Source organism: Vitreoscilla massiliensis (assembly GCF_001457815.1).
Taxonomy (GTDB): Bacteria; Pseudomonadota; Gammaproteobacteria; order Burkholderiales; family Neisseriaceae; genus Vitreoscilla; species Vitreoscilla massiliensis.
This window is the reverse complement of sequence record NZ_LN898218.1, coordinates 176038-195925: the sequence shown is the minus strand read 5'-3', so window position 1 is coordinate 195925 and position 19888 is coordinate 176038. Positions and strand designations below refer to the sequence as shown.

Genomic DNA, 19888 nt, shown 5'->3' with positions numbered 1-19888 from the left:
CATATGCATGTGCATCAAGTCAAGACCGGCATGTTATGGACACAATTGCGGGTGCCGGTGCAACAAGCTTCCATTGCTTTAGTGCAGCAAACCCTGCGCAGTTTTGCCACAACGTGGTCATTTTCATCTGCGCGTTTGGATTTAATGGAATTGGCCATAGAGGAGAGTTTCAATACCATATTGCAATTGATACATGGCGACATAAATTTGGGTGGTGGCTGGGCGGCGGCAGGTGAGTTTGAGATACACATATGCATTCAAAACCAAACTTTGCAGGTGCGCATTACCGACGATGATTTACCTTATGATTTTGCAATGTTACCGCAATTCACACCATCGAATTTGGGACAGGCCGATGCAGATATCCGAGGCTTATCAGTGTTTTTACTGCAAAATATCGTTGATAAAGTGCGGGTATTACCACCGTCTGTGCATGGCCAAAGTTTGGAATTGGAATGGCAATTGCCTGAAGCCGATGCGACCATGACCAGTGTGACGGCCACAGAGCAAAGCCATGGTTGGCAACGCGAAGACATAAGCTTGCGAGGCTTACAGGCCGCTGATGGTATTTATGTGGCGCGATTGATGCACCAAAACTATGGCTATACTTATGTCAATTCTGATTTGTACATTGCTGAAAAAATTGGCCAACGCAGTGTCGATGGGCGTTTGTATTCTCATGTGGCAGTGACACCTGATGAGGAATTGGTAGGGCATTGCGCCATCATGAAAACCAGTGCCGATGCCGATTTATTGGAGTTGGGTGCGGCTGTGGTTGCCCCGCCATACCAAGGATTGGGCATATTTAACCGTTTGTGGGCCTCGCTGGAACAGCAGCTGCCTCAGCGTTCTGAAAAAGCTGTATGTGTGCATGCGGTCAGTACCCATCCATACACACAGAAAATAGTTTTACAACATGCTTATGTGATGTGTGCATTAATGTTGGCTTACACGCCTGTATCTATGCAATTGAAAAGCGTACACACTCTGCAAGATGCACAGCGTGGCTCAGTATTTTATTGTTGTAAATTGCTACAGCCAGTCGCCCCAATGGCTGTGTATTTGCCGGAATCAGAGTCCAAACAGCTCATGGCTGTTGCGCAGCAATTGGGCTTGCCATTGCTGAATCAAGCGGATGCTGATTGGGTTGCCAACTCAGCGCATACTGAGCTGCATTACCATGTTGAAGCCAGTTTGAACATTGCCTATTTGTCTGTGGGACATTGGTGCGGCGATAGCCTAGCCGAGATACACAGTGTGTTGAGACAGTTGTGCCGCGCGCATATTGATGCTGTGTATGCATTGCTGGATTTGAGTCAGGCCGATGCCCGCTTGTTTTACCAAGATTTAACAGCGCTTGGCTTTATCAGCGGGGGCTTGATGCCTTATTCACCTTATCCAGCTACCTTGATGTTGCAATACGTGAACAATCAATTTTTGCAGGAAGCTACTGTCTTTGCCGTAGGAGAAGCTGCTGAGCAAATCAAGCACCTGGTTTTTGCTGCCTACCATCAGCGTGAGGGCTTGTAAATCCAGTTTAAGAAGCCGCTGGCGGGAGTTGGCTTAAGGCGGCTTCACGAGTGGCATGAACTGTCAGCAAGTTTAAAAAACCGCTGATATGCAAAACCTGCGCCACAGATTCTTGTAAGCCACACATGCTGATGGCACAGTTTTGCTGTTTGGCTTGCTTTAAAGCCAACAAAATCATCCGCAATCCAGCGCTGGCGATGTAATCCAGTGCGCTTAAATCCAGTATTGTGTGTGGTGGTAATGCCTGCAATAAGGACTGAAAATTCTGATCCAATGCCATACTGGCTTGGGTATCTAAGCGGCCTGTAAATTCGAGTATCCAGTAATGGGGGTGTTGTATCGGGTTCAGGGCAAAAGTCATGTGTTTGTCCTCGTGTGGGTTGAAAAATGTACGCTGAATAAGGTGGTATTGTGACCATCATGGCTGTGGTAATCCCATTCATCTGCCAGTTGCAATAACAATTGCAAACCCAAACCCCCCAATTCTTTGTCGAGAATATCTGCAGCTAAATCGGTTTTAGGCCGAATGGCAAAGGGATTAAAGGGAGTGGAATTGTCTCGTATGCAGCATCGAATGGCGGTGTTGTAAACACTGATGGTTATGGACAGTACACAGTCAGCAGGGTGGTGACCATGCCGAACAAGATTGCTGAGGATTTCTTCTAAACAAACACAAACAGCATAAATGGTATGACTTTGTGTGGGCAGCAAGACCTGGAGGTGGTCGCTGATGGCGAGATTCAAGGCATCAATGTCACTGAAAGTGGGTGTAATTTGCCAGCGTTGTTGCTGTAAACATGTTTGAGGCTGCGCCTTGACTTTCAACACCAAGGCCGTGATGTCATCATGGGCTTGTGCTGATTCTACAAAAAGACTGACATCGTTTTTTAAGGCCTGAAAAATGTCTTGTGCATGTAGGTGTTTTTTGGCTATGCCTAACAATGCATGCAAACGTTGCTCGCCGTACTCTTGTTGAGATGGGGAGAGGGCTTCAGTCACGCCATCGCTGTATAACACCACACAGTCATGCGGCTGTAATGCTACGCTGTGAGAACGATAACTGACGTCCTCCCATGCTCCAAGTGGTAGCTGTGGCGGGCTGTCTAACGCTTGCAGCTGGTGTTGATGTGACAGCCATAAAGCACTGGGATGGCCGGCATTGGCATAATGTAAGGTCAGGGTGTGCGGGTCGAAAACCGCATAAAAGACTGTGACAAACAGATTGAGCGGATTGCGTTGGCACAGCCACTTATTGGCAAGATTCAAGACCTGATGTGGCTCTGTGTGTTTGGTTGCCGCTTGCTTAATGAGGGTACTGGAAATGGCCATAAAAAATGCCGCAGCTATACCTTTGCCGGCCACATCCGCAACCAATAAAGCATGATGTCCATTTTCCAATTCAAAGCAGTCGTAAAAATCCCCACCCATTTCTTGAGCAGGATGCATGGCCGCAAAAACCTCAAATTGAAGAGCATGCACAAATTGCTGTGGCAAAAAAGCTTGTTGCATGTCGTACGCCAATTGTAACTCTTGGTTAAGCCGTTGCTGGTTTTGTGCCAGTAATTGATTGGATGAGGACAGTTCAGCGGTGCGTTCGGCAATCAAAGACTCTAATATCTCTGCACGTTGGTGAATGTCGGTCACCATCTGATTGTACACCGCTATGAATTTGCCCATTTCATCTTGACGTGCGGCCTGTAAACCCAGTGGTCCATCCAATTCTGGCGTGCGGTAATGGCCTTGCTGTACTTGTTGTGATTTGTTGATGAGCAGCTGTATGGGCTGGGTTAAACGCCGGCTGATGAACCATGTGGCTCCCGTGCTGCTGAGTAAGCACAAGAGCAAAATGATGCCATTGTTCCATAGCAACTGCTTAATTGGTTGCATCACCAAGTCATCCGCTTTGCTTAAAACGATAATTAAATCAGAATGGATAACGGAGGCTTGGGCTTGGATAGGCGAGTTACGATGAAGTGCATGGTGGTTATCAACGGAGTTCAGATTTACGGCCGCAATGCTAACAAGGGTGGTGCCATTGGCGTGTTGCAATTTCACTGCATAATCTGGATGGTTAAGCGCTTCTTGCTGCAGGATTTGGAACATCACTGTGGCATCAACTTCTACCAACATCATTCCCAAATAATTTTGTTTGGCCGACAGTATGGGCGCAGTGAAATACAGGCTTTGCTGCTGCAATAACAAGGTTTCTGTACGGGCTGACAGGATTTTTTTCAACTCTGACAGGTTGGTTGGCTTGAGCGTCACTGGCGCAGTTAATGAAGACAATTGTACCACCGCTTGCTCAGACACGATGGATACTTGCCGTGCATGGGGTATGGATTGATGCAATTTTTGCAAATCATGTAAGGCTTGTTGTGCGGCAGCAGCATCTGTGCGATGTGCGGCAGTGCGGTTTTGCGCATAGGCGACAACATCGGCATCTGCTGCAATGGCGCGAGTCAATATTTGGTATTGTCTGGCAACGGCTTGCAGTTGTAAAGTCAAACCATTGGCATCATTTTGGAGCGCCGCTTGTTGGTCGTGCCGGATTTGTTCTATGTCGTGTTTGACACTGAGATAGCCAAAAATACCCATAGGCAATAAAGTAGCCAAGATAAAGACCACGGTTACGCGTAAAGAAAGGGGTATTTTATGCAGCATTTTTGAGACAAAAGAGCCTGTTGCCCTCACCCTAGTTGAGTGTATACACAATGGACTTCATTATAGCGTAAAGTATTTTAAGTATAGGTTTTAAATGCAAATTTCATATTTAAATGTATGTTATTGACCAAATATAAACTAAATAGCATGTTCAGTGATTGAAACAATCTAAATTTTGCTAATCGCTGTGGAGTTGACGACACTAAACTGGGTAGGTTGGTTTAACAATCGACGTTTATTGGGTTTGATAGACTACGTGACACCAGCGGAATTTTGAAATAACATATTTATCACCAACTTGCATACTCAACCAAAAGGGCATGAATCAAGATAAACTTCTTTCGAGATACTCGGGGCTGATCAGTACTGATTTAGTGACACTCTTGATTAATCATTTTTGTGACGGAGCCACCACTGAGCACATCAATGATTTTGCAACTGTTACCTGAGCAAGCAACGGCATAATTTACCGATTCTTTGGAGCCTGTACGCTATTTTGTGTAAGTGACCTTCGTTACAGATGGCCGCACAAGCGGTCATCAAAGTATGTTGTAGGCCAACTAAATATTGATTATTTGCCTAACACCCAGTCAGCCCACGCCTGCATCATCGGGCGTCGTTGCTCTAATAAATCGGTACGGTGATATGCAGCCTCAACTCGGTTGGAGATGCTGTGCGCTAGTGCCCGTTCGGCTAAGTCACGAGGGTATTGGTGTTCGCTACACCAGTCTCTAAAACTGGACCTGAAGCCATGTGCAGTTGCAATGCGATTAGGTGTGTCACTGGGAGCATGATGTTTTCGTAAAAATGATGTTAACACCATATCACATAACTCTGCTTTTTTTCGTGGGGAAGGGAATACTAAATTTGTATCAATTCCTTGTAAACCTTGAAGTATTTCGATAGCTTGTGTAGATAAGGGGACTCGGTGAGGCAGCTTCATTTTCATGCGTTCTGCTGGTATCACCCAAACTCTGGCTTCGAAATCAACCTCACTCCATCTCATACCTCTGGCTTCACCAGAGCGACATGCGGTTAAAATCAGAAATAGTAAAATTGCACGTGTAATATCATATTGATTGGTAGTGTGAACTGATCGCTGAATAAAATCAGGAATTTGACGCCAAGGCATGGCTGGTTGGTTTTGAATTCTGGTGGTTTTATTAGGTTGAGTAGGTAGCAGTTTATCTACTACATCTACAGGATTACCTTGGCAGTAACCATGTGCCCATCCCCAAGCCATAATGGCATGTATCCTTTGTTTAACACGACCAGCGGTTTCTGCTTTATCAAGCCATATGGGTTTTAATACATTGGCAATATGAGCTGGTTCAATTTGATTAAGTTGTCTATTACCTAACATTGGAAAAGCATACTGAGTCAATGTATTTATCCATTGCTGGCCATGTTTGATATTTTTCCAGCTAGGTAGTAAGTCAGCATGTAAAGTAATAGCAGCCTCTTGAAATGTAGGAATGTCTTTAGCAAATTGAGCTTGCGCATCATTTTTTGCTTTTTCATCTAAAGGATCCTGACCATTTTGTAATTGGATACGAAACTCCATACCCAATTTACCGACTTCTGCAATGCCTATTTGGGGATAGCTACCTAATCCGGCATTACGACGCTTACCAGTGGTTGGACTAACATATCGAAGTACCCATTTCCCATGGCCTTTGGTTTTTGTGGGTAGTAATGACAAACCAACCACTCCACCATGAGGAAGAGCAGTAGATTCCGGTTTGATATTGCGAGCTTTAATATCAGTTAATACTGCCATTTCACACTTTCATTAGTATGCAAATCGGTATGCCATCCAGTATGCCATTTTTTATTGGATTTAAATAGATGCGATTAGATGAGGTTGTATGATTATTTATTTAACTATTTGATATTTATATAATAAATTTAATTTAATTATAGGTTATTGGTTGGCGTTGGAAGTATTATAGGAGGACTCATTCTCCGCCATATAAACAAATAAGCCCCTGTGAAAACAGGGGCTTATTTGCTTTTGATGTTCTATAGATAACAATTTGAGTATCTGATTTATGGGTGTAGTTGGTCATATTAAACATCAAACTGTTGATTGGTGATGTATTTTGTTTTTCGCAGTGTAAAAAATAAACAGCGATGAAGACATGAACATACATGAAATGAGTCATGTATGTTCATGATGTGTTTTGGGGGATTGCTTTCCTAAGCATATCATCATGCTTGGCAGCTCCTATGTTAAGTATTATCTATCTCATTTTGAGTAAGTCAGTCAATTTCACCAACTTACTCTAAACGTAACATGTAAGCGGCCTGTATTTTGGATTTTCCAAAATAAGCCTAAATATAAGATAAACATGGAGAATTATGTATGTGTATAAATATTCTTTTTCAGTCATGATTTTGGTAAGTCTATCTCGCTGCTTTCGTTGGTATTGGAAATGACACACAGTGTTTTGACCAACTGAGGGGTACTTTAATAAAAATAATCTGATATTTGATTGGCTGCCTCGATAACACATGGCACGATTTTTGTAATAAATTCTTCTTTTTCAAACATATTTAATGGGCAGCTAACGGATAAAGCAGCAATGGGTTTATGGGTGCGCCTATTGATAATGGGTACGGCGCAAGCGGCCATATCCGACCTGAATTTACCCCAACTGATTAGATATTCTTGTTCTCTGACAAATGCAATGCGTGTCAAAAGTTCTTCAATATTTGTAGGTGTGATAGAAGAGTAGGCTTGCCACTCTTGGAAATTGTGAAAAAGCGCCCTTATTTCATTTTCATCCAAAGCACTTAGCAAAATTTGCCCAATGACAGTGGCGTAAGCTGGCCACCGAGCTCCAGTTTGTATGTTAGATGTAAATGTACCGAGAGCTTGTTCGTTGCTGACATAGACCAGATCGCGATGATTCAAAACGGCCAAGTGGGTTGCCAAAGTCGTTTTGTCGCGTAACTGTTGCATGATGGGCTGAGACACTTCTGGCAAACTCATGTGAGACAGCGTTAAATATCCTAATTGCATGACTTTTGAGTCTAGAGTGTAGCTCTTCTGAGCTCCTTTTTTCAGGTAACCTGCATATTCTAATGTCTGTACCAGCCGGAATGCACTAGAACGATTGATGTCTAGGGATTCAGCAATCTCTGTGAGGGTCAATGCTTTTTTGGAATCACTGTACAACTCCAAAATTGCCAATCCTCTTAGCAGTCCGGGAACTAAATACTTCTCTGTTTCTTGATCAGTAGTCATTTGTTTTCCAACCATTTTAATAGTGCTTAATAATACAGTAACAAACTCAAAATAAATGATGAATGGTGTTAAATATATTTCAAAAAATAGTGAATAACATCCATTTCAGCATCAAATTCTTGACATACACAAATTGAATCTCGCGAAACAAATTTCCAAAAAATGATTGACATCCATGAATGGGCATTATAAATTCACTGCAATCATTTTATACATAAAACAAAGTTTTGTATATAAAACTTTGCAGGGAGGTTGGATTATGGGGTGGATTGCTGTTTGTCAAATTGATGATGTGCAGGAAGATGAACCTAAAGCGGTGGATGTTGGTGAAACCAAAATTGGTATTTTCAAAATTGAAAACCAAATCTATGCAATTGAAAACGTGTGTCCACACGCTTATGCGTTGCTCAGCGAAGGCTTTGTAGAAGGAGAAACAGTGGAGTGCCCATTGCATGAGGCTGTTTTTAATGTCACCACTGGCGCACTGGAAAGTGGTCCAGGTTGTCGAGATTTGTGTACTTATCCGGTGAAAGTAGACGGTGCAAGTATTTTGATTCAAGCCCAATAGGTACAAAACAAAACTCAAAAAATACAAGGAGAAAATAGATGGTGGAATACAACGAAAAATTGATGCAATGGATTAATTGCAAACCCAGCACAGAAGCAGGTGTTGGCAATATTCAAACGCCAGGGGTGGTTGAGCACTTGGTTTGGCAAAACCGTTACCGAGAGCCATCAGAATACGAACAATCTCTGATAGACCATTTAATCCATGCTTTTGCAGACGGTGCTGTGGAATTAGATGCCGTAGTGACGTCTTTGAACACGCAAGGTTTGTTGAATGAAGGAGGTGAAAAGTGGACAAGCGAAAACTTCACTTTTGAAATGGCACGTTTAGGTTATTGAATCAATAACAATCAATGATTGGAGTAACGGTATGGAACAGACTGTTGAACAGTATTTGGAATTTGGCTTGCGCAATTTATGGTATCCCGTTTTGGCCAGTTGGGAAGTATCCAGCCGACCTGTAGGCATTACTCGATTGGGTGAAAATATAGCGGTATGGCGTGATGAAAATGGTGCAGTGCATGCGATTGAAGATCGCTGTCCACACCGCGGGGCGCGCTTGTCACTGGGTTGGAATTTAGGTAACCGTTTGGCTTGTTGGTATCACGGTGTGGAAGTGCGCTTTGATGGTGTGGTTGAAGATGTGCCTGCGGTGTCCAGTTGTCCGATGACTGGTGTGAAGTGTGTGAAGTCTTACCATGTACAAGAAAAACATGGCGCCATTTTTATTTGGTTTGGCGTTGATGACGCTGAAGAACCTAAGCCATTGAGTCTTCCTGAACAAATGGGCAATGATGAGTGGAGCAGTTTTTTATGTATGGCTGATTGGAAAGTCAATTACCAATACGCAGTGGACAATGTGATGGATCCCATGCACGGATCGTATTTGCACAGCGCTTCTCACTCCATGTCTGAAGGGGACAAATCGGCTGAGATGCAGCATCGCGCTACAGAACACGGCTTCATCTTTGAGAAGGTTGGGCAGTCAGGTGTGAATTTTGACTGGGTGGAATACGGTGAAACGGGTAGCCCATGGTTGCGTTTGTCCATTCCTTATAAAAAGCAATTCGGTCCTGGTGGTGTGTTCTGGATTGTGGGTTTTGCCACGCCTATTGATGAAAACAATACCCGAGTATTTTTTTGGCGCTGTCGCCAAGTGCAAGGCTGGCAACGAGATGTATGGCGTTTCTTATACCGCAATCATTTAGAAAAACTGCATTGGGATGTCTTGGAACAAGACCGATTGGTGTTAGAGAACATGGCACCGAATGCACGTCAGCATGAATTTTTGTACCAACACGATGTGGGTTTGTCACGTTTGCGTCGTATGTACAAAAAAGAGGCGCAAAAGCAATTGCAGCAATGGCAGGAAGTGAAAACACGCCAACAAGGCGAAGATTTGGTCAGTGCCAATGTCAATGCAGCTCAGCAGGATAAGGTTGGGAATCATGGTTAAACATGATTTGTTGGCCAATAAAAAAATCATCATCACTGGTGCTGCCCGTGGCTTGGGGCGAGATTTCGCCAGCGCAATTGGCTTAGCAGGTGCCACGGTATTGTTGGCCGACATATTGACGGATTTGGTGCAAAAAACGGCTGAAGATTTGCGTGTTCAAGGGATAGATGCTCAGGCAGTTCCCTTGGACTTGGCGCAGCAGGCTTCGATTCAAGGCGTGGCTCAATGGGCACAAACTCATTGGGGACGCGTTGATGGCTTGGTTAACTGTGCAGCCTTGGCAACGGGTGTGGGCGGCAAAGACATGATGGATTATGACCCTGATTTGTGGGATAGGGTCATGAACATCAATGTAAAAGGCACGTGGTTGATGACACAGGCTTTGGTGCCTTTGTTGAAGCGGTCTGCCGCGGGCAAAGTGGTGAACATTGCTTCCGACACCGCATTGTGGGGGGCGCCCAAGTTAATGGCCTATGTGGCCAGCAAAGGCGCCCTCATTGCCATGAGCCGATCCATGGCACGGGAATTGGGAACAGACAATATTTGTGTCAACACCATTGCACCAGGTTTGACCTTGTGTGAAGCCACGGAGTATGTGCCCCAAGACCGGCATGATTTGTATGTTACAGGCCGCTCAATTCAACGAGAACAAAACCCTGACGATGTCAGTGGCACGGCTGTGTACTTATTGTCTGATTTGGCCTCTTTTGTAACCGGACAATTGATTCCTGTTAATGGCGGTTTTGTTTTTAATTGAGGAAAAACCATGATTAATGGCATTAAGGTATTGAAATTTGGCGTGGAAGACGTGGCCAAGACAGTGCAATATTTGCAAGATTTTGGCTTGAGTGAAGTCAAAAATGCGTTGAGCAATGCCCATTGTTTTCGCACGCAAAATGGTGCAGAAGTGCAGGTGTATGCCGTCAAGGATGAACGCTTACCCGCCGCATTTGAAGCAGGTTCAACCCTGCGGGAAGTGACTTGGGCGGTCAACCGTGATGCAGATTTAGAAGTATTGGCCTTAACCTTACAAGACGCGCCATCGTTTCAGCGTAAGGCAGACAGCATCGTTTGCCAAGATCCCAATGGTCTGTTTTTGCGTTTTGAAGTCGCGACTTTGGCCTACAAGGCTGAAGCTGTTGCAGAGGGCATTAACCAATACGGACAAATCAACCGCATCAATGCACCCAGCCCTGTCTACGCTCAAGCTGAGCCTATGGCCATTGGGCATGTGGTGTTCTTTACCCCAGATCTGGAAACAACGCAGGCATTTTATGAAAACAAATTGGGTTTTCATCTTTCAGATGCCTACAAGCAACGTGGTGCCTTCTTGCGTTGCTCATCGGAAGGCTGGCACCACAGTCTGTTTTTATTGAAATTACCGCATAAGCCTGATGCAGGTCTGAACCATGTGGCTTTTGTGGTGCGCGACATTCATGAGGTGATAGGTGGCGGCTTGAACATGAATCGCTTGAAATGGGATTCGTTTATTGGCCCCGGTCGTCATCCGATTTCCTCAGCCTATTTTTGGTACGTGCATTCGCCTTTGGGTGGGGCTTTTGAATACTACACCAATGACGATTACCTGACGGCGCAATGGCAACCTCGCTTTTACGATTACTCATTGGAGTTGTTCACTGAGTGGGCCATAGACGGTGGCTTAGACCATGCAACCCGTCGCCAAGCTGTGCATGTAAAGGATGGCTGCCATGAATAATATTGTCATCATTGGTGCAGGACAAGCCGCTGCTTGGGCTGCCCACACATTGCGCCAACAAGGATTTACAGGCCGCTTGAGCATCGTGTCGAATGAGGAAAGGGTTTTCTACGAGCGTCCTCCTTTATCCAAACAGGTGTTGGCAGGTGACATGGCTGCCGCTGCTTTGCAAATCTTCAATGATGAGGCAATAGCGGCCATGAACATTGATTGGCACAAGCCTGTAAGCGCTGAACGCATAGACCGCAATCATCATCTGGTGATTTTGGATGATGGCACGACCTTACCTTACGACAAATTATTAATCGCTACCGGTTCACGCGCACGTTTGCCTCATCCTCATTGGGGGGAAATCAATGGTGTGTACACGATGCGCAATGTCGATGATTGCCATCAATTGCGCGACCAATTGGAACACATTGAAGAATTGGTGTTAATCGGCGGCGGTTGGATCGGTTTGGAAATTGCCGCCACTGCTCGCAAGAGTGGGGTCAAAGTCACGGTTTTGGAGTTGGGCAGCCGTTTGTGTGCACGCAGTGTCAGCGCAGAAGTGTCTGAATTGATTTTCAGACACCATCAAAATGCCGGCGTGGACGTGGTGGTGGCTTGTGGGCAAGTGGAGTTGTTACAGGCCGCCAATGGTCAGGTTTTGATTCAACGCGATGGGCAAGATTGGAAAACCGTTGATGCAGTTGTCGTGGGTGCCGGTGCGCACATTTGCAAAGAATTGGCAGTGGATGCAGGTTTGGATACCCAAGATGGCATTGTGGTTGATGCATTTGGCCAAAGCTCCGATCCCGACATTTACGCCGCCGGCGATGTTGCCATACATCCAGAGCTGGGTTTTTGCATCCAATCTTGGGCCAATGCACAAAACCAAGCCATCGTCGCTGCCAAAGCCATGTTGGGTGAAACCGAGCCATATGCCGATATCCCGTGGCTGTGGTCGGATCAATATGATTTGAACATTCAAATTTTGGGTACGCCTATTGGACATGAGAAGTGTGCGTTGGTGGAGCGCCAAACCGGTGACAAACAACACAGCTTTTTGTATTTGAATGAGCAGAATCAATTGCATTATTTGGTGGCAGTCAATGATGCCAAATTGGTGAAAATGGCCAAACGGTGGATGAAAGCGGGCACAAGCTTGCAAGCCAGTGATTTGGCTAACCCCGATTTCAATGTCTTGAGTATCAAAGCAAATTAAACAATTCATATCAAAATAAAACAATACAAATAGAGAAGAGAAACAACACATGAACATACCACTTAATAGGGGGCCCAATTCTGCGGCACCACCAGACAGTTTCATCAAACATTGGATGCCTGCCTTCGTGCTGATGGTGTGTGTGGTCTTGGCATTTTTTGACAAAATCAGCATCGCGGTTTTGTTTGCAGACCCACACTTTCAATCCGCCATGGGCATTGTTGAGAGTAAGGCCAAACTGGGTTGGCTGATGACCAGCTTCTTATTGGCGTATGGCTTTTCTTGCATGTTCCTGAGTTTTTTGGGTGATTTGATCAATCCTAAAAAATTGATTTTTTGGAGTGTGGCTTCATGGGGCGTGTTGATGCTGATTATGGGCTTTACCACTTCCTACAGTGGCATGCTGGTGATGCGTGTTTTACTCGGTATTGCCGAAGGCCCACTGTTTGCCTTGTGCTACAGCATTGTTAAACAACGCTACAGCGACCGTGAACAAGCCCGTGCTTCCACCATGTTCTTATTGGGCACACCCATCGGCGCCACCTTGGGTTTCCCGATTACGGCGCATGTGTTGGCCAGCCATGATTGGCACACCACTTTTTTCGTCATGGCTGCCTTAACTGTGGTGGTGTTGTTATTGGTGTATTTCGGCTTAAAAGACGTGCAATTGGCCAAAGTCGATGGCAGCCAAAAAATCAGTAAAGCGCAACATCGCCTCAATTTGAGCGTGCTGTTTGGTAACCGTGCTTTTTGGATGGTGTGCATCTTCAATATTGCCATGATGGGTTATTTGTGGGGTTTGAACAGTTGGATTCCGATTTATTTGATGGAAGCCAAAGGCTTTAACCTTAAAGAGTTTGGCAATTTGTCCATGATTCCATTCATTGCCATGTTGGTGGGCGAGATCTTCGGTGCTTATTACTCAGACAAAATCGGCAAATTGCGTTCACCACAGGTATTTATCGGTTTGTTTTTGGCAGGTGTGGGCATGTATGCCTTGGTTTTGGCACATGGAATCACCCAAGTGATCTTGGCGATGTCGTTCAGCTCGATGTTGTGGGGATTTGCGGCCTCAGCGATTTTTGCCTTATTGGCTCGCGTCAGCACCAAAGAAGTGGCCTCAACTGCGGGTGGAATTTTCAATGGTTTGGGTAATTTTGCCAGTGCATTGGCGCCCGTCATCATTGGTTACATAGTACAAGCCAGTAAGAATTTCAATGATGGTGTGACTTTTTTGGCCATATTGGCAGTGGTGGGATCATTGACTTTGATTCCTTTGTTGAAAAAACATTAATGAAATGAAAGAGGTAAACAGATGACTGATACAGTAAATCAAGCCAAACAAGCACAATCGTTCCCAGGTTGGGAACGTGCTCAAGGTGAAACATTGGAACAATGGTTAACCCCACGCATTGCCCGTTTTGCAAGCCGACGTTATGACTATGAGGCTTTGAAATTTCAGGCCGACTTTGATCCCAAATACCGCCGTGCGCAAATGCGCTACATGGGAACAGGTGCGACGGGTGTGGGCACCGACAACAATACCGTTGCTGCTGAACATTTCACGTTTTCAACCATGGTGTTGCCACCTCAGTGTGAGGGCCCGTTGCACGTGCATGATGATGTGGAAGAGGTGTTTTTCATGCTGCGCGGATCCATTGAGTTGTTTATGGAATTGGATGGCGAGAAATTCAGCACCCAGTTGTTTGAGCGCGATTTGATTTCCATTCCGCCTGGCATTTATCGAGGGCTGTTCAACCCTGGGCAAGAAGAGGCTTTGATGTGTGTGATGTTGGGCACGCCCAAGCCGCAAATTCCAACCTATCCAGATGACCATCCTTTATCAAAAATTGAACGCCCTAGTAAAAAATAAGGACAGAACATGACCCAAACCATGGCAGCACTACACACCGTAACCCTGCCTGATGGAGCGACACAGGCGTACCGTGACAGTCAAGGTCACGGTATGACCATCGTTTTGTTACATGGCATCAGCTCGGGAGCGGCATCGTGGCAGCAGCAATTTGCTGGTTTGGGTCAACACCACCGTTTGATTGCTTGGGATGCACCGGGCTATGGCTTAAGCGATGGTTTGGATACCGTACAACCGAATGCTGTGGATTTTGCTCAGCGTTTACACGCCTTGGTAGAGGTTTTGCAGCTGGAGTCATTTGTACTGGTAGGACATTCTCTCGGGGCATTGATTGCCAGTGCTTATGCCAGTTTACAGGCCGCTCGTTTAACGGGTTTGCTCTTGGCCAATGTGGCTCAAGGTTATGGGCATTGTGATGCGGACACGCGCCAGCAAGTGTTTTTGAAGCGCCCAAGTTTGCTGCAGAAATTGGGCAATGCCGGCATGGCAGCCGAGCGAGGCCCTGCTTTGGTATGGCGCAAAAGCCCTGAGCAAATCGCATTGATTACTGAAGTCATGCAAGGATTGACCTTAAACGGCTTTAGCAATGCTTCTTATTTGCTGGCCCATGACAGCATCTTGAATTACTTGCCAGTAAGCGGCTTGAATACCCACATAGTTTACGCCGAACAAGATGACATCACGCCCAAATCAGACATGTTGGCATTGGCTCAGAAAATAGCCTTACCCGCATCCCATTTGCACGGCATTCATGAAGCAGGGCACTTGAGTTATTTGGATCAAGCAGAGGCATTCAACCAAGTGTTGAAACAGCTGTTACACAACAATAAAGAATAAAGAGGCACATCATGAGTTTTTTGGTTGAAGACAAAGTCGCCGTGGTGACAGGAGGCTCTTCAGGTATTGGTTTGGAGACGGTGAAGTTGCTGCTGCAACAAGGTGCCAAAGTGGCATGGTGCGGTCGGGATGAAACCCGTTTGCAAGCATCATGGCAGAAGCTGGCTTCGCAATTTGCACCTGAAGACATGATGGTGCATGGCTGTGATGTTTTGAATAAGGAGTCTGTTCAGGGTTTTGCAGACAGTGTCATGGCGCGTTTTGGCCAAGTAGACATGCTGATTAATAACGCAGGCCAAGGCAAGGTGTCGACATTTGCAGAAACCACAGATCAAGAATGGATGGATGAAGTGCAGTTAAAGTATTTCAGTGTCATCCATCCGGTCAAGGCATTTTTGGACGCGTTAAAACAATCCCAGCACGCAGCCATAGTCAACGTGAACTCCTTGTTGGCACTGAAGCCTGAGGCACACATGATCGCCACCTCTGCCGCACGGGCTGCATTGCTGAATTTGACCAAATCTTTGGCACAAAACTTTGCCCAAGAGGGCATTCGGGTCAATTCCATTTTGATAGGCATGGTTGAGTCCGGTCAATGGCGCCGCCGTTTCGAGCAGCGCTCTGATTTGAGCTTGGACTGGGACGCATGGGTAGCCAAAATTGCCGCTGAACGGGGGATTCCGTTGGGTCGCTTGGGCAAACCTGAGGAGGCTGCACGGGCGTTGGTATTCTTGGCTTCGCCCTTGTCTTCATACACTACCGGCTCGACTGTGGATGTGTCGGGTGGTTTCAGTAAGCACATTTAGGAAGTCTCAATGAAACACATCATGATGATCGGTTTTGGAGCCATGGCACAAGTGGTGTGGCAAAACCTACCCGAAGGATTGGAACTGAGTTGGGTGGTTGTACCTGAACACAGCATCACCAAAGTAAGAAAGCAATTGCCAGAGCAAGTGCAAGTCATGGCCAGTATAGCGGCCTGTAAACAAGTGCCTGACTTGGTGATAGAAGTGGCTGGGCAGGCGGCGGTGAGAGAACACGCAGAAGCTGTTCTGGCCAAAGGTTGGGATTTGGCTTTGATTTCGGTCGGAGCTTTGGCAGACGAAGACTTGAGTCTGCGCTTGCAACAAGTGGCCAAGCAGCACGACAGCCATTTGATTGCTTTAGCGGGAGCCATAGCAGGCATGGATGGATTAGCTGCAGCGCGCGAGTTGGGTTTGCATGCCGTCACGTATCAAGGACGAAAAAGTCCCCAAAGCTGGCAGGGCAGCCATGCTGAAAATTTGCTAGATTTACAGAGTTTACAGGCCGCTCAAGTCTTTTTTCAAGGCAGTGCCCGTGAGGCGGCGATGTTGTTTCCTGCCAATGCCAATGTGGCTGCCACAGTGGCCTTAGCAGGCTTGGGGATGGATGACACGCAAGTGGAATTGATTGCCGACCCAGCGGTAAGTCGCAACCAACACACCATCACCGCCACTGGCGAATTTGGAGAGATGCGCATTGAGCTGATGGGAGTGCCACTGCCTGCCAATCCCAAAACATCGACTTTGGCCGCTTTGAGCGTATTAAGACAATGCCGTCAACTGGTACAAAGCATTCAAATATAAACAGAAACAGAGGACTGATATGGCAAAAGATTTGTATTTGGCCGGCGAATGGCGACAAGGTCGTGGGCCAGTGGCACAAAGTATTTTTCCCGCAGACGGCACTGTGAATGCCGAATTCAGCACCGCCAGCGTGGACGATGTGAATGAGGCCATAGAACAAGCCGATTTGGCATGGCGCAGCAGTGCTTGGTGCGAAAGCTTGCCGCACCAGCGCGCTCAAGTTTTGTACAAAGTCGCAGACATCATTACCGAGCGTGCCGAGGCATTGTCTCAATTGCAGACCCGTGACAATGGCAAGCCCCATGCTGAAACCATGGCTTTGGTCATGAGTGCTGCCGCCACTGCCCGTTATGTGGCGGCCGCTTGTGAAACCATGGATGGGGAACTAACCAGTCAGCGCGCTGCGGATTTCATGACGATGAGTGTGTATGAACCCGTGGGCGTGGTGGCAGCCATTACCCCTTGGAATTCACCGATTGCTTCTGAAGTGCAAAAACTGGCGCCTGCATTGGCTGGTGGCAATGCGGTGATTTTGAAACCGGCGCAGGAAACCTCGCTGATTGCATTGGAATTGGCACGTATTTTTGAAGAAGCGGGCTTGCCTAAGGGCTTGCTAAGTGTGTTGCCTGGATCGGGTTCTGTGGTCGGGGATGCGATTGTGAATCACCCGTTGGTGCGCAAGATTTCATTTACAGGGGGCACCACTACCGGCCGTCGTTTGGCGCACATTGCCGCAGAGCGTTTGATTACCACCTCTTTGGAATTGGGGGGCAAGTCGCCGACCATCGTTTTGGCCGATGCCGATTTGGATTTGGCAGTGAAAGGTGTGGTTTACGGTATTTTCAGTTCTGCTGGGCAAGCTTGTATTGCGGGTTCACGTTTGTTTGTGGCAGAGGAAATTTACCAAGAATTCATGGATAAATTGGTTGCAGCCACTAAGGGATTGCGCATTGGTCACCCTGAAAAACCCGGTATGCATTTGGGTTCATTGATTAATGAAAAACACTTGAACAGTGTCGATGGTTATGTGCAATTGGCCAAGTCTGAAGGCGGTACGGTGGTGTGCGGTGGTGAACGCATGGTGGAGGGTGAACATGCCCAAGGTTGTTTCTATTTGCCTACCATCATTACCGGATTGAATAACACGGCACGTGTGTGCCAAGAAGAAATCTTTGGGCCGGTATTGGTGGTGATGCCATTTGCCGATGAAGCTGCTTTGTTAGCTGAAGCCAATGACAGTATCTATGGCTTGGCAGCAGGAATCTGGACAGAAAATTATCGCAAAGCAATGCAATTGGCTCGGGCACTGGAAGTGGGCACGGTTTGGATCAATACCTACAAAAAATTCTCGATTTCAACGCCTTTTGGCGGCTTTAAAGAAAGTGGTATTGGTCGTGAAAAAGGGCGCTTGGGCATCTTGTCATACATGCAGCAAAAAAGCATTTACTTGGGCCTGAATGAAACACCCAATACTTGGTGTGATTGATGCACACCTTTGCAAAAAATGAAAAGCTTAGAGGAAAACTCAATATGTCAGAAAAAGTCAACGTGGGCGAGGCGATTGCCCGAGTATTGGAAGCCCATCAAGTCGACAGTGTCTATGGTGTGATTTCCATACACAATTTGCCCATAGCCGATGCGATTGGGCGCAGAAACCAAACGCGTTTTGTGTGTGCGCGCGGTGAGGCTGGCAGCGTGACCATGGCCGATGCACATGCCCGTTTTAAAGGCTTGGGTGTGGCCATCACCAGTACGGGTGCCGGTGCTGGTAATGCCATAGGTTCTTTGATTGAGGCTTGTAATGCAGCCAGTCCTGTATTGCACCTTACCGGTCAAGTTGAGCGCGAGTATTTGGACCGCGATGCCAGTTTTATTCATGAGGCCAAAGACCAACTGACTTTTTTGCGTGCTGCAAGCAAGGCGGCATTTCGCATTACCAGTCCAGACAATGCTGTGGGCATTGTGCGCGAAGCCATACGCATTGCCACCACTGTTCCCATGGGGCCGGTGAGCATAGAAATTCCGATTGATGTACAGGCCAGTGAAATTGACTTGCCCGCCCAGTTAGGTCCAGTTAAGGCCATGGATTTGCCTGCAGCCGATGCTGCCGATGTGGCCTTGTTGATCGAAGCGGTCAAAAAAGCCAAACGCCCTGTGTTTTGGATAGGCGGCGGTTGTTTGGGAGCGGTGGACGAAGTCAAAGCCTTGGCCGATTTGGGCATACCTGTGTTGTCTTCGACCCATGCTCGCGGGGTGTTGCCAGACCATCATCCGCGCAGTTTGGGGGCATTTCACAACTCCACCAAAGTAGAGGAGTTGCTTAAAAACGCTGACTTGGCTGTGGTGGTGGGCTCGCGTTTGCGCAGCAATGAAACCAAAACCTACAGCGTGGTCTTCCCTGAAAACCTGATTCAAATTGACGCTTATCCGGTGGCACAGCAACGCAATTATCGGGTTAGCCAATTCATTTGCGGGGATGCCAAGCAAGTATTGCAACAGTTGTTACAAGGGTTACAGGCCGCTTCTAAAGTCGATGCAAGCTACGATGCTGAAATCAAAGTCGCCAAACAAGCTGCCATTGATGCCTTAAGTACGCAGTTAGGTCCTTATGCGGAAATTTGCCAAGCATTGCGTGAGGCTTTGCCTGAAAACGGTATTTTCGTGCGCGACATTACCATGTCAGGCAGCACATGGGGCAGTCGCTTATTTCCTGTACAAAAACCCTTACAAAACATCCATTCTTTGGCTGGTGCAATTGGCTTAGGGTTGGCACATGGCATTGGTAGCGCTGTCGCCAATCCTGATAAAAAAGTGGTTGCTTTGGTAGGCGATGGCGGCCTGATGTTGGGCATAGGCGAAATTGCCACCATGGTGCAAGAGCAGACCAATATGGTGTTGTTGGTGATGAATGACGGTGGTTATGGCGTGATGCGTGGCATACAAAACAATTATTTTGGTGGCCGTCAGTATTTCAATGAATTGCATACACCAAGTTACAAGGATTTGGGTACATCTATGGGCTGTGCCTCTTGGTTGGCGACTTCGGTGGATGAATTTAAAAACGCAATCCAAGCAGCAATCGCTCATCAAGGTCCAAGTGTGGTTGAGGTAGACATGAATGCCATCGGGCCATTGAATTTTGCGGGGCCACCACAGAAAAAATTGTATTGATTTTAGGGTACA

Annotated in this window: 18 protein-coding genes; 14 read left to right on the top strand and 4 right to left on the bottom strand. The window is 46.6% G+C overall.

Annotated elements, in window-relative coordinates:
• Positions 1 to 3: 3 nt before the first annotated feature.
• Complete coding sequence (locus BN3003_RS04970; protein ID WP_058355557.1) at positions 4 to 1530, top strand: GNAT family N-acetyltransferase; 1527 nt, start codon at positions 4 to 6, stop codon at positions 1528 to 1530.
• Between the two features lie 7 nt (positions 1531 to 1537).
• Here BN3003_RS04970 and BN3003_RS04965 read toward each other — a convergent pair whose 3' ends face one another.
• The 4 genes from BN3003_RS04965 to BN3003_RS04950 form a co-directional block, all read right to left on the bottom strand.
• On the bottom strand, positions 1538 to 1891 hold the full coding sequence (locus BN3003_RS04965) for an STAS domain-containing protein (protein WP_058355556.1): 354 nt from the start codon (positions 1889 to 1891) through the stop codon (positions 1538 to 1540).
• On the bottom strand, positions 1888 to 4143 hold the full coding sequence (locus BN3003_RS04960) for a SpoIIE family protein phosphatase (RefSeq protein WP_159061396.1): 2256 nt from the start codon (positions 4141 to 4143) through the stop codon (positions 1888 to 1890). The genes BN3003_RS04965 and BN3003_RS04960 overlap by 4 nt, the downstream gene beginning before the upstream one ends.
• A 619-nt stretch (positions 4144 to 4762) precedes the next feature.
• Positions 4763 to 5971: a tyrosine-type recombinase/integrase gene (locus BN3003_RS04955; RefSeq protein ID WP_058355554.1), complete on the bottom strand. Its 1209-nt coding sequence runs from the start codon at positions 5969 to 5971 to the stop codon at positions 4763 to 4765.
• A 690-nt stretch (positions 5972 to 6661) separates the two neighbouring features.
• Entirely contained in the window at positions 6662 to 7441 is a 780-nt protein-coding gene (locus BN3003_RS04950) for an IclR family transcriptional regulator (protein WP_199822552.1), read from the bottom strand.
• Positions 7442 to 7616: 175 nt separating this feature from the next.
• On the opposite strand from BN3003_RS04950, the gene BN3003_RS04945 reads away from it, so the two are divergent.
• From BN3003_RS04945 to BN3003_RS04885, 13 genes are read left to right on the top strand one after another with little or no spacing between them, the layout of a single operon-like run.
• Positions 7617 to 8009, top strand: coding sequence for a non-heme iron oxygenase ferredoxin subunit (locus BN3003_RS04945; RefSeq protein WP_234333026.1), 393 nt, complete (start codon positions 7617 to 7619; stop codon positions 8007 to 8009).
• Between the two features lie 38 nt (positions 8010 to 8047).
• Positions 8048 to 8347: a recombinase-like helix-turn-helix domain-containing protein gene (locus BN3003_RS04940; protein WP_058355552.1), complete on the top strand. Its 300-nt coding sequence runs from the start codon at positions 8048 to 8050 to the stop codon at positions 8345 to 8347.
• Positions 8348 to 8378: 31 nt separating this feature from the next.
• On the top strand, positions 8379 to 9464 hold the full coding sequence (locus BN3003_RS04935) for an aromatic ring-hydroxylating dioxygenase subunit alpha (protein ID WP_058355551.1): 1086 nt from the start codon (positions 8379 to 8381) through the stop codon (positions 9462 to 9464).
• On the top strand, positions 9457 to 10221 hold the full coding sequence (locus BN3003_RS04930; RefSeq protein WP_058355550.1) for an SDR family oxidoreductase: 765 nt from the start codon (positions 9457 to 9459) through the stop codon (positions 10219 to 10221). Before BN3003_RS04935 ends, BN3003_RS04930 begins: the two co-directional genes overlap by 8 nt.
• Before the next feature lie 9 nt (positions 10222 to 10230).
• Positions 10231 to 11181: a VOC family protein gene (locus BN3003_RS04925; RefSeq protein ID WP_058355549.1), complete on the top strand. Its 951-nt coding sequence runs from the start codon at positions 10231 to 10233 to the stop codon at positions 11179 to 11181.
• A complete protein-coding gene (locus BN3003_RS04920; protein ID WP_058355548.1) occupies positions 11174 to 12388 on the top strand; it encodes an NAD(P)/FAD-dependent oxidoreductase in 1215 nt (404 codons plus the stop codon). Before BN3003_RS04925 ends, BN3003_RS04920 begins: the two co-directional genes overlap by 8 nt.
• 49 nt (positions 12389 to 12437) lie before the next feature.
• Positions 12438 to 13682 (top strand): MFS transporter, encoded by a 1245-nt coding sequence (locus BN3003_RS04915; RefSeq protein WP_058355547.1) that lies wholly within the window; start codon positions 12438 to 12440, stop codon positions 13680 to 13682.
• Between the two features lie 21 nt (positions 13683 to 13703).
• Positions 13704 to 14261: a cupin domain-containing protein gene (locus BN3003_RS04910; protein ID WP_058355546.1), complete on the top strand. Its 558-nt coding sequence runs from the start codon at positions 13704 to 13706 to the stop codon at positions 14259 to 14261.
• 9 nt (positions 14262 to 14270) lie between these two features.
• Positions 14271 to 15098, top strand: coding sequence for an alpha/beta fold hydrolase (locus BN3003_RS04905; RefSeq protein WP_058355545.1), 828 nt, complete (start codon positions 14271 to 14273; stop codon positions 15096 to 15098).
• Between the two features lie 11 nt (positions 15099 to 15109).
• Complete coding sequence (locus BN3003_RS04900) at positions 15110 to 15904, top strand: SDR family oxidoreductase (protein ID WP_058355544.1); 795 nt, start codon at positions 15110 to 15112, stop codon at positions 15902 to 15904.
• Between the two features lie 9 nt (positions 15905 to 15913).
• The gene (locus BN3003_RS04895) at positions 15914 to 16705 is read left to right on the top strand and encodes an aspartate dehydrogenase (RefSeq protein ID WP_058355543.1); all 792 of its coding nucleotides are present in this window, start codon (positions 15914 to 15916) and stop codon (positions 16703 to 16705) included.
• 19 nt (positions 16706 to 16724) lie between these two features.
• Positions 16725 to 18191 (top strand): aldehyde dehydrogenase, encoded by a 1467-nt coding sequence (locus BN3003_RS04890; RefSeq protein WP_058355542.1) that lies wholly within the window; start codon positions 16725 to 16727, stop codon positions 18189 to 18191.
• Positions 18192 to 18235: 44 nt separating this feature from the next.
• A complete protein-coding gene (locus BN3003_RS04885; RefSeq protein WP_058355541.1) occupies positions 18236 to 19876 on the top strand; it encodes a thiamine pyrophosphate-binding protein in 1641 nt (546 codons plus the stop codon).
• The last annotated feature ends 12 nt before the right edge of the window (positions 19877 to 19888 follow it).